General features: G+C 63.7%; 13 protein-coding genes. 5 read left to right on the plus strand and 8 right to left on the minus strand.

Going from position 1 to position 14217, the window contains the following annotated elements:
* Nucleotides 1–153: 153 nt before the first annotated feature.
* The 3 genes from V5F78_RS22990 to V5F78_RS23000 all read left to right on the plus strand — a co-directional run bounded on the left by V5F78_RS22990 (nucleotide 154) and on the right by V5F78_RS23000 (nucleotide 2417).
* Nucleotides 154–753, plus strand: a complete 600-nt coding sequence (locus V5F78_RS22990; RefSeq protein WP_064331688.1) for an SOS response-associated peptidase — start codon at nucleotides 154–156, stop codon at nucleotides 751–753.
* A 177-nt stretch (nucleotides 754–930) separates the two neighbouring features.
* The gene (locus tag V5F78_RS22995; protein ID WP_064331689.1) at nucleotides 931–1893 is read left to right on the plus strand and encodes a hypothetical protein; all 963 of its coding nucleotides are present in this window, start codon (nucleotides 931–933) and stop codon (nucleotides 1891–1893) included.
* Complete coding sequence (locus tag V5F78_RS23000) at nucleotides 1890–2417, plus strand: hypothetical protein (protein ID WP_064331690.1); 528 nt, start codon at nucleotides 1890–1892, stop codon at nucleotides 2415–2417. The genes V5F78_RS22995 and V5F78_RS23000 overlap by 4 nt, the downstream gene beginning before the upstream one ends.
* Nucleotides 2418–2551: 134 nt before the next feature.
* Here V5F78_RS23000 and V5F78_RS23005 read toward each other — a convergent pair whose 3' ends face one another.
* The 8 genes from V5F78_RS23005 to V5F78_RS23040 are packed head-to-tail and all read right to left on the minus strand — an operon-like array spanning nucleotide 2552 to nucleotide 8558.
* Nucleotides 2552–3373 carry an AbiJ-NTD4 domain-containing protein gene (locus V5F78_RS23005; RefSeq protein ID WP_064331691.1) on the minus strand — a complete coding sequence of 274 codons (822 nt, stop codon included), beginning with the start codon at nucleotides 3371–3373 and terminating at the stop codon, nucleotides 2552–2554.
* 12 nt (nucleotides 3374–3385) lie between these two features.
* Nucleotides 3386–5131: a DUF2326 domain-containing protein gene (locus V5F78_RS23010; protein ID WP_064331692.1), complete on the minus strand. Its 1746-nt coding sequence runs from the start codon at nucleotides 5129–5131 to the stop codon at nucleotides 3386–3388.
* A complete protein-coding gene (locus V5F78_RS23015; RefSeq protein ID WP_003497278.1) occupies nucleotides 5128–5355 on the minus strand; it encodes an ABC-three component system middle component 6 in 228 nt (75 codons plus the stop codon). Before V5F78_RS23015 ends, V5F78_RS23010 begins: the two co-directional genes overlap by 4 nt.
* The gene (locus tag V5F78_RS23020) at nucleotides 5352–6095 is read right to left on the minus strand and encodes an HNH endonuclease (protein WP_064331693.1); all 744 of its coding nucleotides are present in this window, start codon (nucleotides 6093–6095) and stop codon (nucleotides 5352–5354) included. The genes V5F78_RS23015 and V5F78_RS23020 overlap by 4 nt, the downstream gene beginning before the upstream one ends.
* A complete protein-coding gene (locus V5F78_RS23025) occupies nucleotides 6085–6468 on the minus strand; it encodes an XRE family transcriptional regulator (protein WP_145925959.1) in 384 nt (127 codons plus the stop codon). Before V5F78_RS23025 ends, V5F78_RS23020 begins: the two co-directional genes overlap by 11 nt.
* A gap of 1 nt (nucleotide 6469) precedes the next feature.
* Nucleotides 6470–6838 carry a type II toxin-antitoxin system RelE/ParE family toxin gene (locus V5F78_RS23030; protein ID WP_064331694.1) on the minus strand — a complete coding sequence of 123 codons (369 nt, stop codon included), beginning with the start codon at nucleotides 6836–6838 and terminating at the stop codon, nucleotides 6470–6472.
* A gap of 12 nt (nucleotides 6839–6850) precedes the next feature.
* On the minus strand, nucleotides 6851–7153 hold the full coding sequence (locus V5F78_RS23035; RefSeq protein WP_084438150.1) for a helix-turn-helix domain-containing protein: 303 nt from the start codon (nucleotides 7151–7153) through the stop codon (nucleotides 6851–6853).
* The gene (locus V5F78_RS23040; protein WP_064331695.1) at nucleotides 7143–8558 is read right to left on the minus strand and encodes a tyrosine-type recombinase/integrase; all 1416 of its coding nucleotides are present in this window, start codon (nucleotides 8556–8558) and stop codon (nucleotides 7143–7145) included. Before V5F78_RS23040 ends, V5F78_RS23035 begins: the two co-directional genes overlap by 11 nt.
* Before the next feature lie 435 nt (nucleotides 8559–8993).
* Here V5F78_RS23040 and V5F78_RS23045 point away from each other — a divergent pair, with 435 nt between their 5' ends.
* Complete coding sequence (locus V5F78_RS23045) at nucleotides 8994–10262, plus strand: metallophosphoesterase family protein (protein ID WP_394069798.1); 1269 nt, start codon at nucleotides 8994–8996, stop codon at nucleotides 10260–10262.
* Nucleotides 10263–10264: 2 nt separating this feature from the next.
* Nucleotides 10265–13810, plus strand: coding sequence for an AAA family ATPase (locus V5F78_RS23050; RefSeq protein WP_394069796.1), 3546 nt, complete (start codon nucleotides 10265–10267; stop codon nucleotides 13808–13810).
* Nucleotides 13811–14217 lie beyond the last annotated feature (407 nt).

The raw sequence follows: 14217 nt of genomic DNA on the forward strand, positions 1-14217 counted from the left end.
TCCCCGCAGAAGGGGGTGCGTCGGCAACGAAGTGCCGACCAGGGGGAAGGCTTTCCCCCCAAAAGCGTAAAGCCGTGAAAGCGCAAATACGGATGTGGCCCTCCTGTTTCCGCATCCTCGAAATCATGAGGGTTTCGCCCTATCTTGGCTTCCATGTGCAACGCCTATGAACAGCATGTGAAATGGGTCGAATACTGCAAGATGATGCAGGCGCTGGAGCTCGGGATACCGACCAGCCAGAGCGAACTTGACCTTCCCGAACAGGATGACATCCGCATCAACCAGATGGGGCCGGTGATACGGGCGACGGCGAACGACAGGCAGGTCGAGCTGGAGCCGATGAATTTCGGCCTGCCGTCGAACCGGCCCAAGGGCGGCCCGGTGTTCAACTTCCGCTCCGAGGGGCGCGATTTCTCGAACACCCATCGCTGCCTTGTGCCCGCCTCGGCTTTCTTTGAGTTCACTGGCACGAAATATCCGAAGACCAAACACCGCTTCACGCTGAACGGGGCACCCTTCATGGCGATCGCTGGCATCTGGCGCGAGACGCAAGGCAACCATCCGGCGTCATTCGCCATGCTGACGACGGATCCCGGTTCCGACGTGAAGCCGATCCATGACCGACAGATCGTCGTGCTGCGGCCGGAGGATTGGGCGGCCTGGCTGTGGCTGAGCAAGGCGGAGGCGGAGTTACTGCGCCCATTGAAGCAAGGCTCGCTTTCGGCCGAGACGGTGCGGCGGGGCGTTGACTAGCTCTGTTGTTGGCAGGACTGGTCCCCGAGACGATAGTAAGACAGGTTTCGGGCGCCCATGTCGAAAAGCGGAGATTGGACGACCCGCATACACTCGGCGGCTTTTTGGTCGAGATGACGCCTCGTTTTATTCGGTTTAGAGTAGAATCATCAAAGCTGCGGGGCTGTAGGCGGGGGCATGGCGGACATATTTGACAATGCAGTGACGTCGATCGTGCTCGGGATTGAAGACTTCCGGGAAGGAACGGACGAAAGAATGCTAAGTGCGGCGCGCAACTACTACGCGGGCCTGTTATTACTGGGCAAAGAATGCCTCATCCGGGCCGCGCCCGAAGCCGATCCGATGGAGATCATTGGCGCGAAATTCGAGCCCGTTCCCGACGGTGACGGCGGTGTCGATCACGAAGTCGTCGGCTATGCGACCGTGGATCTCGCCCAGCTCAAGAGCCGGTTCAAGAGGTTCGGATTATCATGGCCGGACGTAAACATCGAAAAGCTGCAACGGTTTCGAAACAATCTTGAACACTATCACCTGGCCGAACCCGTTGGTGCACTGAAGGAGGCGATCGCCTCCTCATTCCCTATGATTATCGACTTCCTGGAAACGCTGAAGGAAGATCCTCAAGACGTATTGGCAGATGTCTGGGACACGATCATAGAAGAGACGAATGCCTTCAACAGGATGCAGAAAAGCTGCGTCGACAGCCTCCTCCGCCTGAACTGGCCTGGTGAGGTCCAAAATCTCGATGGCATGTCGTGCCGCAACTGTGGCTCGTCGCTTATCGGCCAAACCGATCGCGACAATACCAAGACCGAAGCGGCCGACGGCAAGTGTTTTCAGTGTGGCCAGGAATACGATCAGCAGCAGCTTGCTGAAATGGTCGTGGCGGCCAGCTACGAGATTGACGCCTACTATGCCGCCAAGAACGGTGACTCGTCACCGATCGCGACCTGCCCCGAATGCAGCGCAGAAGCTTATGTTGAGAACGGAGAGGTTAGCGTTTGCTTCTCCTGTAAGGAAACGGTCGCTGGTGAATGCAGCCGCTGCAGCGCCGATATCACGGTCCACGAGTACAATCCCGACTATCCTGGTCTGTGCAGCTACTGCGCGCATACTTGGGAAAAGGTGATGCGGGAGTGACGAAAGATATCGTCATCCGGACCACCGAAGAGGCCGATGATTTAATGGCGATCGTGCGAGCCTCCGCGGCACGGGACCAGGAGTGGATTGCAGCGCAATCGGGTGATCCTCTCGCCCTTCTCCGGCGGATGAAGTTCGACCCGATCGGATTCCACCCCCTTGAAGATCGACCGCTTAATCTGATCGAGCAGATCAACCAGACATGGAGCTTCGCCGTCGCCCTCGCGGCCGCCCGCCAGTTGCTGGAATTGCATCCGGATGTGGGCGGGCTCCGGCTCGCCCCTGGGGCACATGCATCGCTTGAGCTCGACATCATGAGTCAGAAGGTTGGCTATGTCGGCGCCGAGACCTTCGCCGCTGTCAATCCGCGCAACAACGGCAAGTTGGCAGCGGATCTGGCTAAACTCGCAGGCCGTCAGGAGCGGCATCGATACGTGTTTTTCATGTCTCCTCTGTTCCCTGGCAACGAACGCCGACCACAGTTCGAACGCCATGGGGTTCAGGTCTGGTCTGTCGACTTCTGATCCGGGACGAAACTGTGCGATGATCGGAGATGGGGTTGAAAGCGGCTCGTCGGCTTCAGACCACAGAAACTTGAAAGCGGACAATCCAAAAGGGGAGCGAACTCGGCGACGAGGGCGACCCAGGCATATTACCCTCAAACTATGATTGGCGATTGGGATCGCGCTCGGTGTCTGAGAAGATAGACGCTCACGGCCGATGCCACGGTGACAACCAGCTCGGCCTCCGCGAATAGCGGCGCTCGCCCCTCTTGGATGTGGCGACCTTGTTGAGACGCGAATCCCCAAAGCCGGTGGAGCGCGCCGTCAAGCGGCGCGGGCAGCGGAAGGCGATTGATGATGCTCCCAAGCGTATCGTTGCTGCTGTCGATCTCTCGGGCCACGCATTCCAAGGCCGCCATTGCGTGTTGGATGGCTCCGGTGACGTCTGCCTCGGGACGACGGGATATGTCGCGAAGCGCCTCATGCACTTCGTTCGCTGCTGTCGGCGTGCCCGCGACGCGCATCGTCTCAACCGCATCTCGCGTCGCTAGGGCGAATGCCTCGGAGCCTCGTACGACGATGCGGCCGTCTTCGAATTGCCAGCCGATTCCGTGCTCGCGAAAAAGCCGATCCAAGCGGCGGGCGAAATCTGTTTGGAGGGTACCCGAATAGTCTTGGCGTCCGATCTGCTCATGCAGTCGTTCCGCGAGATCGTAAATCTCGTACCACGGCGCCTCGGAAACGAGGTCATCGACTTCGCGAGCGACATTCTCCGGCGACCAGTTATTGGGATCGGGCCGTTTCAGAAGCACTGCGCAAACGATCTCTCGAAGGCCTTTTGCACTCAGGCCCGCCCCGTATGCCAACTGAGTCACGCCGACGCGCAACACCTCGGGCGCATCTTCCCGAATAGTGATCTCGGCGTCAGGTGCGCGGTAACCGAAACGTTCCGAAAATGAAGAGCCGGATTCGACCATGTGCGTCCCCAATCAGTACCGGAAGCCGAGCAGACTGCCGCTTGGGTCGGTATCCGTCAGACGCAGCCGAACGAGCGCCTCATAGTCGAAGCCCGGCGAAAAGTCGCTGACCGGGACCATGTCGGTATTGAGGGTGCAGATATACTGGAAGTCGTATTTTGCGGCCATCGCCGCCGCAAGTTCGAGTGCATGAGCCCGCTGACGGGGATCGACGCCGTCAAAGATCGTGCTGTCGTGAATCAGGAAGTCGATCCCGAGACCGCGCTGCCGCGCGAATGAGATCAGCATGAGATCATAGCAGAAGATTTTCATCTTGCTGATGCCCTCGCTCGGGCTACCGGCAATCTCGACGTCGAATTTGTAGCCGGTGTCATCGATATCAATGACCAGGCGGCCGGGCGACTTGTAGAGGCTTTCTGAGAATTCCGAGAAGAGGCTGAGCGCCTGTGACCAGAGCGCACGCCGTTCTTCATAATCGAGTGTTGTCGCGCGCTTCAGCTCCACGGTCTCGACCTTGATCGTGTCCGCTTTTGTGGTCATCTGGCGAAGCTGGGTGATCCTGTTGGTCAGTTCATCGACCTTTAGCCGGGTGGCGGCATGCAGTTCCTGTAGCTGCGTCAGTTCCTCGAGCGCGCCCTGTCCGGCAAGCGCGCTAAGGTAGCCGGCGCGGCGATCCGTGAGGGTCGCGATGTTCGCCTCGCGCTCGCTCACAGCAGCCTCCAGCGCGGCAATCTCGCTGGCGATAAACTCGCGGCGGTTGGCGATGATCTGCGCATTGAACGCCCGCGCATCCTCCAGCGTCTTCTTGACGGCGCCTGGTAGGGCGACGCCCGCCTCACCATAGAGAGCTTCCAGCCGGTCTTCGGTCGGTGCGTCTTCGCTGACCAGCGAGTCACGGTAGCGGTCGAGCCGGCGCTTATCCACGATATTGGCGTTGACCAAGCCGTGGATTTCGCCGGTCAGGAAGTTCGCTTGGCCTTCGATCTCGCGATACTGCGGGAGCACGCGGAAGCTTGAAAGAGCGTCGCGCTCGCGTTCGAGCTGTGTCGACAGGCGAAGACGTTCGGCTTCGAGTTCACCGAGGGACGCCAGTTCGCCGTCGACCGCTCCGGTCTTGATCGCCTGTTTGAGCGCGTCGAGCGCGTTCTTTTGGTCCTTGAGCTGCTGCCAGGTCGCGGCCTTCTCCCAGTTCAATCCGAGAAGGAACGCATTATGGACCTGAATGTCCCAAATCTTCTGATTATCGAAATGCTTGAAGGGGATGTTGTAGGCGGCTGTCTGGTTACGGACAAAATAGGAAAGCAGTGACCGCGCCGAGGGCTTGTAACCCAACTCGGCAGACAGCTCGCTGATGCCGAAGAGAGACCAGGCGAGAACCGCTCGCCATTTCTTCGCGTCGAGACCGGGCACGCCTTCCTTGTTTGGCGCCGGCCGAACAGGCCAGTCATCGGTGGCGCCTTCGATAGCAAAGAAACCGGGCGTGTCGGTGGCTCGCGTTACCGCGACGTCGTGGCCGGACAGGGAGAGCTCCAACGTGAATGCCCAACCCTGCAAAGCCTCGATGCGGAGGCCCTTTCCGGGTGAGGTATTGCTTGCGAGGCAGAAATCGATGATTTCGATGAGCGTCGATTTGCCAAGCGCGTTCGTCGTGTCCTTGTCACCGGCCGAGGTGGATCGGTCGGCCAAGATGAGATTGACCCCAGGCTGAAGGAGCGCGGTGTGGAAGCCTTTCTGATTGGCGCGGACAGCTCGGATCATGAGGCGGTCCTGACGATGAGGCCGTCTCGAATATCGATGGCGCCGATGAGATAGAGGAGGTTGGAGGCCAGCACGAACCGCTCGAAAGTTCCGACGTTCGGCTCCGTGCGCAGACGTTCCCAAAGACCCGAAACGGTCATGGGCATGCTGAGATGGGCAAGCAGCGTCGCGCCGACACCGATCAGCGCCTCGTTCTGCGGGATATGTTTGGTCGGAAGAATCATTTCTCAAACACGTCGCAGATTTCGAAAAGATAGATCAGCACCGCGATGCCCGCGGTCTTGTCCGCCTGCCGACGCAACCCACGTTGGGCGAAGGCGCACATCAGCTCGAACAGCTCGTCGCCCTTATGGCCCTCCTTCCGACGCGCGTAATATTCTTCAAGGAAGCCGGCTTTCAGGCGCTCGGGAAAGTCCGGATCGAGCTGTGCTTCGGCCTCGACATAGTCGCCAACGGTAGCTCGCGAGGTGAGACCGGCAGCGATGATATGCCGAGATCCGTTCGACAGCGCGTTCTTCTTGATCTTCTCGTCAGGCGCGGTGAGATCGAACGATCCATTGCCCGCAGGGGCCTGGCTGGCGACCCACGACACAGCGTTCTGCAATTCGGGAAAGGCGACGTCCGCGAAAGCCGCCTCCATCGCCTGGCGAACCTGCTTTTCGTGGCTGTCCTTCAGTTGCTGCAACGTCGCGGTAGGCCAATCAGCTTCGACCTTGTCGATGATCGTATGGTGGTCGGTGCAGAGATAGATAAGATTGCGGACGTTATCGCGCTCCGCATCGGTCATGGCGGCGTCGTAGCGGGCGGCGGTCGGTTTCTCACCCCGAATATGTGCCGCCTCGCCTATATAGGTGTCGTCTCCCACCTGGGCGTCGTAGGTGAGATGTTTGCCGCATTTCGGAAAGGCGCAGACGCCGCCGCTTCGAAACGCCAGGATAATTCTCGTCGGATAATTAGCGCCCACGCCGACCGCCCATCTTCGCGCGCGTGCCAGGACGGCGGGTCGTTATCTGTGGAGGAGCGCCGGCATCGCCGAGCTGGTGAATCCGCAATGCGGGCCGCTGAGGCAGCTTGACCGTCAATTCGAGCTCGCCCCCCACAGCTTCCACATAGCTGCGGAGAGTGGAGAGATACATATCGGTTTGCCGCTCGATCTGAGAAACCGAGGGCTGCTTGATGTTGAGCGCTGATGCGATCTCAGCCTGGGCCTTACCCGCAATCTGCCGCAACTCGCGAAGGCCCTCGACTTCGTGCTTCAAATCCTGATAGCGGGCGTCGATCGCTGCCTGCTCTTCGGCAGGGAGCGCGGCAATGATGTCATTCAGGCTCCGACCCATCTCATTTGCCCTTCTTTGCGGATTTCAGGCTTTCCAGATGCTCTGAAAACCGTAGATCCGCCTTTGCGATCAGCGTTTTGTAGAAGCGCTTCTGACTGACGCCCGATTTGTCACCCGCTACAAGAACGATGGCCTTGCGCTTGGGATCGAAAGCGAAGGCCGCACGCCATTCGCCATCGCCGCCCTCGAAGCGCAGCTCCTTCATATTGGCGTGCTTCGACCCTTTGAGCGTGTCGGCGTGAGGCCGGCCAAGCTGCGGTCCGTAATCGGACAGCAGCCTGGCGGCGGCGATCAACGCGACGCGGACATCACGCTCAAAAGTCAGAACCTCAGCCTCGAAGGCGGGGTGGAATTCGACCTCCCATTCCATATAGGTTAGAACCTATATCCGGTCAATGGGAAGGATCCGGGGCGGTTCTGGCGATGCCGTCGTGGTGCGACGGCAGCTTTTAGCCCAAGCGTCCAGATCATCGACTGCGTAGCGGACCCATTTGCCGAACTTATGATAAGCGGGGCCTCCTCCGCGCGAGCGGTAGCACTCCAACGTATGTCCTTCGAGGGCGAGGTAGCGCGCCGCCGCCTCAGTATCGACGAAACGAATTGGTCCAGCCTCGTCGACGAACCTGGCGCGCTTGAGGATGTCCGGCGTCGGCCAGCGGCGATCCGGCTTTACTCTATCGGACATGGCCGGCCTCCTTCGCTTCGGTGCGCTTCGAGCCAGGCGGAACCGAGCGGTTTTCGCCGCTGCGGTGGCGATAGGGTCGATAATTGCCGAGACGGGTGCGCGAGGTATAGGCGCCATCTTCGAAGCCGAGTGGCTTCCCATCGAGGCCAACAGCAGGTTCTGCGAGTTCGACAACCGGAGCGACAGATGGCGGCTCCGGCGTCATCACCGGCTCGCGCGCGGGAGGCTGGATACCTCCAACGATGGACATACGCCGCTGCGCAACCGTTTCGGCCGCCGCCCTTACCGGATCATCCTCGGTGTGAACGTACTTCATGAACATGGTGACGGTCTTGTGCGCCGTGAGCGCCATACCGACCTTCACCGGGATACCCGAGTTGGCGATGTCGGTGGCGGAGCGATGGCGAATGCCGTGGGTGCCGATGTGCGGCAGCCCGGCGCGCTGAAGGATGCGCCGCCAGCCCTGATAGTATGTGTGCTTCGACATTGGCAGGTTCGGGTCGAAGACCGACGGGCACACGAATGGTGACTTCTCCAGCCGCGGCGCTGTCTTGAAGAGCCGAAACGCCTCCGCGCTCATCGGCTTCGACATGCCGCCCGTCTTGCTGTCGGGCCAGACCACACGGCGGTTGTCGAAATCGATCCACGCCCATTGGAGCTGAAGGATTTCCGACATGCGCGCGGCGAACTCGAACTGAAGCCGGATGGCCAGAAGGATGAAAGGATGCTCCAATCCCTCGGCGTCGGCGCGGTCGAGATATTCGAACAGCTTGCGCAGTTCGACGTCAGTGATCAGGCGGGTCTTGCCGCGTTCAGGGTATTTCGGGACGTGTCGGCAAGGATTGGAGCCATCGGGGCGCAGCCCCCAGACCTCCGCCATGTTGAACATCTTACGGACAGCCGCCAGGACCCGATTGGCGTTCGTCGGGCTCTTGCCCATCTTCTTCATGAGATGAGCGATGTCCGCACGTGTGACGTCGGGCACCTTGAGTTGGCCCAGAATCGGGATGATGTAGCGCTTGCCATAACCTCGGTTGGACTCGACCGTCGTGGGCTTGTTGCGGCTTTCGGAGTAGTCGGTGATGAAGCGATCGAACAGCTCCTTCACTGTGAGCGCCTGTCGGGCCGCCGCACGCTCCGCGCTCGGATCAACACCTCGGCGCACCTCCGCGAGCCAGTCCTGGGCGATGTTGCGCGCCTGCTCGACAGTGATCTCGCCGTAGCGACCGATCGCGGGCTTTCGGCGCTGCCCATTGTGGGCGACGTAGGCCACCATGAAAATCTTGCGCCCGGTCGGGGTGACCTTGACAAGAAAGCCGGGTATGATCGTATCCCGGAGTTCGTAATCGCGCTCCTGCGGGGTCGCGGCATCGACAGCGGTCTTCGTGAGTTTGATTTTGGGCATTCCTAACCTCCTTTGAGGTCGGATTTCAGGTGCAATATAGGTGCACCTAGAAAGCCAACCGTGGCGTATCCCCGGCTAGGTATGTGTGCTCTGAAAACCGAAAAAAGCTAGTGCTGACAATCGGTTATCGAGAAAACGGATACTGCCGGATACACAAAGGATAGGGCATATCCGATCTCTCAAAATCCGGTTCCGAGAGGAGTGTCGGTTCGATTCCGACCGCCCGCACCATCTCTCGCTTGAGCGTGCGCGAGCGCGCCTCCTGCTTTCCCAACCTTTGCCGCGCCTGTCCGCACATGCCCCGCATTGTCTCAAACGCCTGAGGACATCGCGGGCGGTCTCGATTTAGCCCTTGTGATCGTGCGCGGTCCGCTGGAGACTCCGGGCCACGGGCCAAATCGGCGCTCTGATCTGGGCTCGGCGGGAAGAAGTGCGTTGCCGTATCGTTTCATCCATGCCGCGGACATCCATCTCGATTCGCCGCTGCGTTCGCTCGCCCTGCGCGATCCCGATCTCGCGGCGCTGATTGGCACCGCGACGCGCCGCGCCTTCACCCGCATCATCGACCTCTGCCTTGAAGAGCAGGTGGACGCCCTGGTGCTCGCCGGCGATCTCTATGACGGCGATCAGACCTCCATGAAGACCGCCCGGTTCCTCGGCGGGGAGATCCAGCGGCTGATCGCGGCGGGCATCGAGGTGTTCATCGTGCGCGGCAATCACGATGCGCTGTCCAAGATCACCAAGGAGCTGGTGTTTCCGGATACGGTGAAGACCTTCACCGGCCGCGCGGAGGCTGTGGCGCCGAGGCGCGCACCCGCCGGACTCCCGGTGGTGATCCACGGCCTCAGCTTTTCTCAGCCGCATGCGCCTGAAAGCCTGCTCTCCAAATACCGGCCGCCGGTGGAGGGGGCGGTCAATATCGGCATCCTCCATACCAGCCTTGCCGGCGCACCCGGGCACGATCCTTATGCGCCCTGCAGCCTCGCCGATCTCCAGGCCAGCGGCTTTCGCTATTGGGCGCTCGGCCATGTGCACAAGCGCGCGGTGGTCGAGGGCGCCTGCGCCATCGTGATGCCGGGCATGCCGCAGGGGCGCGACATCAATGAGGCGGGGGCAAAATCGGTCACGCTGGTGACCATCGCCGACGATATGTCGATCCGTGTCGAGGCGCGCCCCACCAGCATCGCGCAATTCGCCCGCGTCGCGGTGGACGCGACGGGGATCGAGGACTGGCGCGATCTGGTCGCTGCGGTGACGCGGGCGCTGGAGCAGGAGCGGTCGGAGGTTGACGCGGAGCATCTCGTCGCCCGCGTGCGGGTGAGCGGGGCGACGCCCCTCGCCTGGCGCATGCGGCGCGATCTCGACCTGCTGAAGACCGAGGCGGATGCCCGCGCCGCCCTCATCGGCGCCTGTTGGGTCGAAAAGCTGGAAGTCGCCTGCACGCCGCCGGCGCTGGGGGCGGCTTCCACCGCCGATCCGCTGCGCGACCTGCACCGCCTGATCGAGGACGAGATCCTTGGCTCCGACGCGTTCCAGGCCAACCTCGTCGCGATCGCGGAGGAAGTGCGCGCGCAGCTGCCCGCGGAATGCCGCGATGTGTTCGGTTCGGACGAGGCCTCCTTCAAGACCGTGCTCGCCCGCCTGGCGCACGAGGGCGCGGAGGACGTGCTCGCGCGGCTTCAGGCGGCGGGCGGGGACACCTAGCCATGCGCCTCCAGCGCCTTGACCTGACGCGCTACGGCGCTTTCACCGACCGCAGCATTGATTTCGGCGCACGTCGCGAAGGGCAGGGCGACCTGCACATCATCTATGGTCCGAACGAGGCGGGAAAATCGACCACGCTCGCGGCCTTTCTCGATCTCCTGTTCGGGATCGGCGTGCAGAGCCCGTTCAACTTCCTTCATTCCTATCCCACCATGCGGATCGGTGGGCTGCTGGAGATTGGCGGCGCGACGCGGGCATTCACGCGCATCAAGCGGCCGCAGAACAGCCTGCTCGATGCCGACGACCGGCCGATCGCCGAGAGCCTCATTCGGGGCGAACTGGGCGGCATCGACCGCGATGCCTATCGCACCATGTTCTCGCTCGATGACGAGACGCTGGAAAAGGGCGGCGAAAGCATTCTCGCCAGCAAGGGCGATCTGGGCGAGCTGCTGTTCTCGGCCAGCGCGGGCCTCGCCGATCTGAGCCGCAGGCTGCTCGACCTCAAGGGCGAGGCGCATCGCTTCTATAAATACCATGCGCGCAGCGGCGACCTCTCCGATCTGAAGGCGCGCCTCGCGCAGTTGAAGCTCGAACGCGAGCAAACCGACACCTTGGCCTCGGAGCATGCGCGGCTCACGGAGGTCCGCGACCGCGCGGCCGCGCAATATGAGGCCGCGATCGCGCAGCGCACGCGCCTTCAAGGGCGGATGGAGGAAATCCAGCGTCAGCTTGCGGCCCTGCCTCGGCTTGCCGCCTGGCGCGAGTGTCGCGCCCGCCTCGCGCCGCTCGCCGGCTTGCCCGATGCGCCAAGCGCCTGGAGCGATGAGCTGCCGGAGCTGCAAAGGGAAGAGATCGAACTTGCGGTCCAGGTCCAGGGCGCCGCCGCGGCGATCGACCGGCTTACGACTGAGGCGGACGGGATCGTGGTCGACACGGGCGCCCTGGAGCTGGCGGACCGGGTGGCACGGCTGGCGGATCTGCGCGCGCGCCATGTGACGGCGGAGAAGGATATTCCCGAACGGCGCATGCAGATGCGCGAGGCCGATACGACCATCGCCCACCTCCTCGCCCGGATGGATCGGGACGGGGAGGGGGACCCGCACCGGCTGAGTCTCAAGGCCGCGACCGTCGGCCGGCTGCGCGAACTGATCGAGGCACGCTCGGGCATAGATGCCGCGATCCGGGGGGCCGCCGACGAGCTGGCCGAGGCGCAGCGCCGCCTCGCGGACGCGGAAGCGAAAGTCCAGGCGGCCGGGGCCGATCCGGGCCGCGCCGCGCAGGCCGCGTCGTCCGCCGGGCAAGAGCGGGCGATCCACGGCCTGGCGGCCACCCTCACCGCCGTGCGCGCGGGCGATCCCCGTGCGCGGCTGCGGCCGGCCGAACGTGCGTGTGGGATGGCGCAGGCGAGCCTTGCCGAACGCATGCGGGCGCTCGCGCCCTGGCAGGGCGAGCCGGACCATCTCCTCGCCATGCGCTGCCCCTCCACCGAGACGATCCAGGCTTGGAAAGCGCAGCGGAGCGAGAGCGAGCGGGCGCTGGCGCGCCATCTTGCCGACATCGAACGCCTGACCGGGGAGATCCTTCGGCTGGAGGCCGCATGCGCCGCCGTCACCGACCTCACCGGCGTGGTGACGGACCAGGAGGCCGCTGCGATCCGCAGTGCGCGCGAGCAGGCCTGGGCGGTGCATCGGCGCGATCTCGCGCCGGCCTCGGCCGATGCCTTCGAGGCTCTGCTCCGGCGCGAGGATATCCTCGCCGCGAGCCGGCTCGGCCATATGTCCGACCTCGCGAAGCTGCATCAGAGCCGGCAGGCGCTCGCCGTGACCGAGGCCGAGCTGAAACGCGCGGTCGCGCTCAAGGACGCGGCCGCCGCGCGATTGCAGGCGCAGGACGGTGCGGTTTGCGACGTGGTCCGCGCGATGGCGCCCGATCTGGCGGAAACCCTCGCCTTGCCGGATCTGGAGCCATGGCTTGCGCGGCGCGCGGCGGCGCTCGAGGCGCATGCCGCCCTGCGCGTCGCGGCGCGGGATCTTGCGGAGGTGCGCGCCGATTTCGCCGATGCGGAACACCGCCTACGCGCCGCGCTCGAAGCGGCGGGCCAGACCCCCGCGCCCGATGCTGCATTCGACACCTTGCTGGCGCAGGCGCAGGAGGCCGTGGACCACATCGCCGGCATGCGGGCGCTGCAAGAGGCCCTTGACGATCGGCGCGGCGAAATGGCGGCGCGCGCGCGGGTCGCCGCGCAGGCGGCGGAGGCGGAACGGGCTTGGACGGCCGCCTGGCGGGCCGCCTGCGAGACATGCTGGCTGGGCGAGCGCGGGGAGATGCCGGCGCTCGGATCCGTGCGCGAGATCCTCGCCGCCGTGGCAGAGCTTGAGCCGGCGCTGGAGAAGCAGGCGGGCCTGCGCGACCGGATCGCGAAGATGGAAAAGGATCAGGCGCAGTTTCGCGCGGAGGTGCGTGCCCTCGCCGAAGCCCTCTCGCTCGATGCCGGTACGATGCCGGTGCTCGACCTCGCCCAGCGGGTCGTCGACACCGTGCAGGCCGCCGCCGCCGAACGGGATCGGCGGGGGAAGCTGCGCGCGCAGCTGGAGGAGGCGCACGCGCGCCGGCGTGCGCTCGCCGAGGCCGAGGCCATCCATGCGCAGCGCAAGGCGCAGATGACCGGTGTGTTCGGCGTCGCCGCGCTTGCGGAAGTGGCCGCCGCCCTGTCCGACATCGCGCGGCGCGCCGAGCTGCGCCAGCAGGCGCAGGAGGCTGCGCGCGATGTGCGCGACGCCCTGCGCCTCGACGACATGGAACAGGCGGAGCGGGTGCTCGATGCCGCCGACCGCCCCGCCCTGGAGGCGGAACTGCTGGAGCTGAAGGCGCGCTTCGAGGACCACGACCGGCGCTGCCATGCGCTGTTCGCGGAGCGCAGTGCCGCCGTGGATCAGGTGGAGGCGATCGGCGGTGATTCCATCGTCGCCGAGATCGAGGGCCGGCGGCGCACCCTCTTGCTGGAGATCGAGGAGGGGGCGATGCGATACCTGCACCTGCGCGCGGGCACGACCGCCACCGAACTGGCGCTGCGCGCCTATCGCGAGCGCCATCGCAGCTCGATGATGGCGCGGGCCTCGGATGCATTCCGCACCATCAGCCGCGGGGCCTATGCCGGGCTTGCCACCCAGCCGGCGAAGGACGGCGAGACGCTGATCGCGCAGGCGGCGGGCGGCGGCTCCAAAGCGGCCGACACCCTCTCGAAAGGCACACGCTTCCAGCTTTATCTCGCGCTGCGGGTTGCCGGCTATCACGAGTTCGCCCGGGCGCGCAGCCCGGTGCCGTTCGTTGCCGACGACATCATGGAGACCTTCGACGACTTCCGCGCCGAGGAAGCCTTCCGCCTGTTCTCCGAGATGGCGCAGGTGGGGCAGGTGATCTATCTCACCCATCACCGGCATCTGTGCGACCTGGCCCGCAAGGTCTGCCCCGGCGTGCGCATTCACGATCTTTCGCGCACCGACGCCGGCGATGCGCGCTTGATCGCCGAAAGTCCGGCGGCCTCCTGAAGGGGCGGCCATTCCCGCCGGGTCCGGCCAGCTTCCGCCCGCTTCTGGACGGGCCTGCCTTACTCCCTCACGCAGCCTGCTTGCGACGGCACCCGCGGGCCGGCGCGCTCCGACCCTCTCGGCCCGGCCATGGGCGGCTGCCGGCGGGATCTCCCGTCTCTTTTGGCGTGGCGCGGCGAAAGGGGCTTGATCTTTTGAGGCGCATGATCATAGATAATATAGGATCTACGAAATTCGGACGCCGCCGCGCCCGGATTTTGGCGGCAGCGAAGTTCGTGATCGTGCGGGCTCCGGCGGGTCAGGTCCGATGGTCGCTCAAGAAGGAAATTTTGAGGTCATCTGCGCTTGGATCCGCGACAATTCCGGTCGTGGCTCGGAATACCAAAGATTTACCCAAGTAAATTCTC

Origin of the sequence: Roseixanthobacter glucoisosaccharinicivorans (assembly GCF_043195095.2) — a bacterium.
Taxonomy (GTDB): Bacteria; Pseudomonadota; Alphaproteobacteria; order Rhizobiales; family Xanthobacteraceae; genus NCEH01.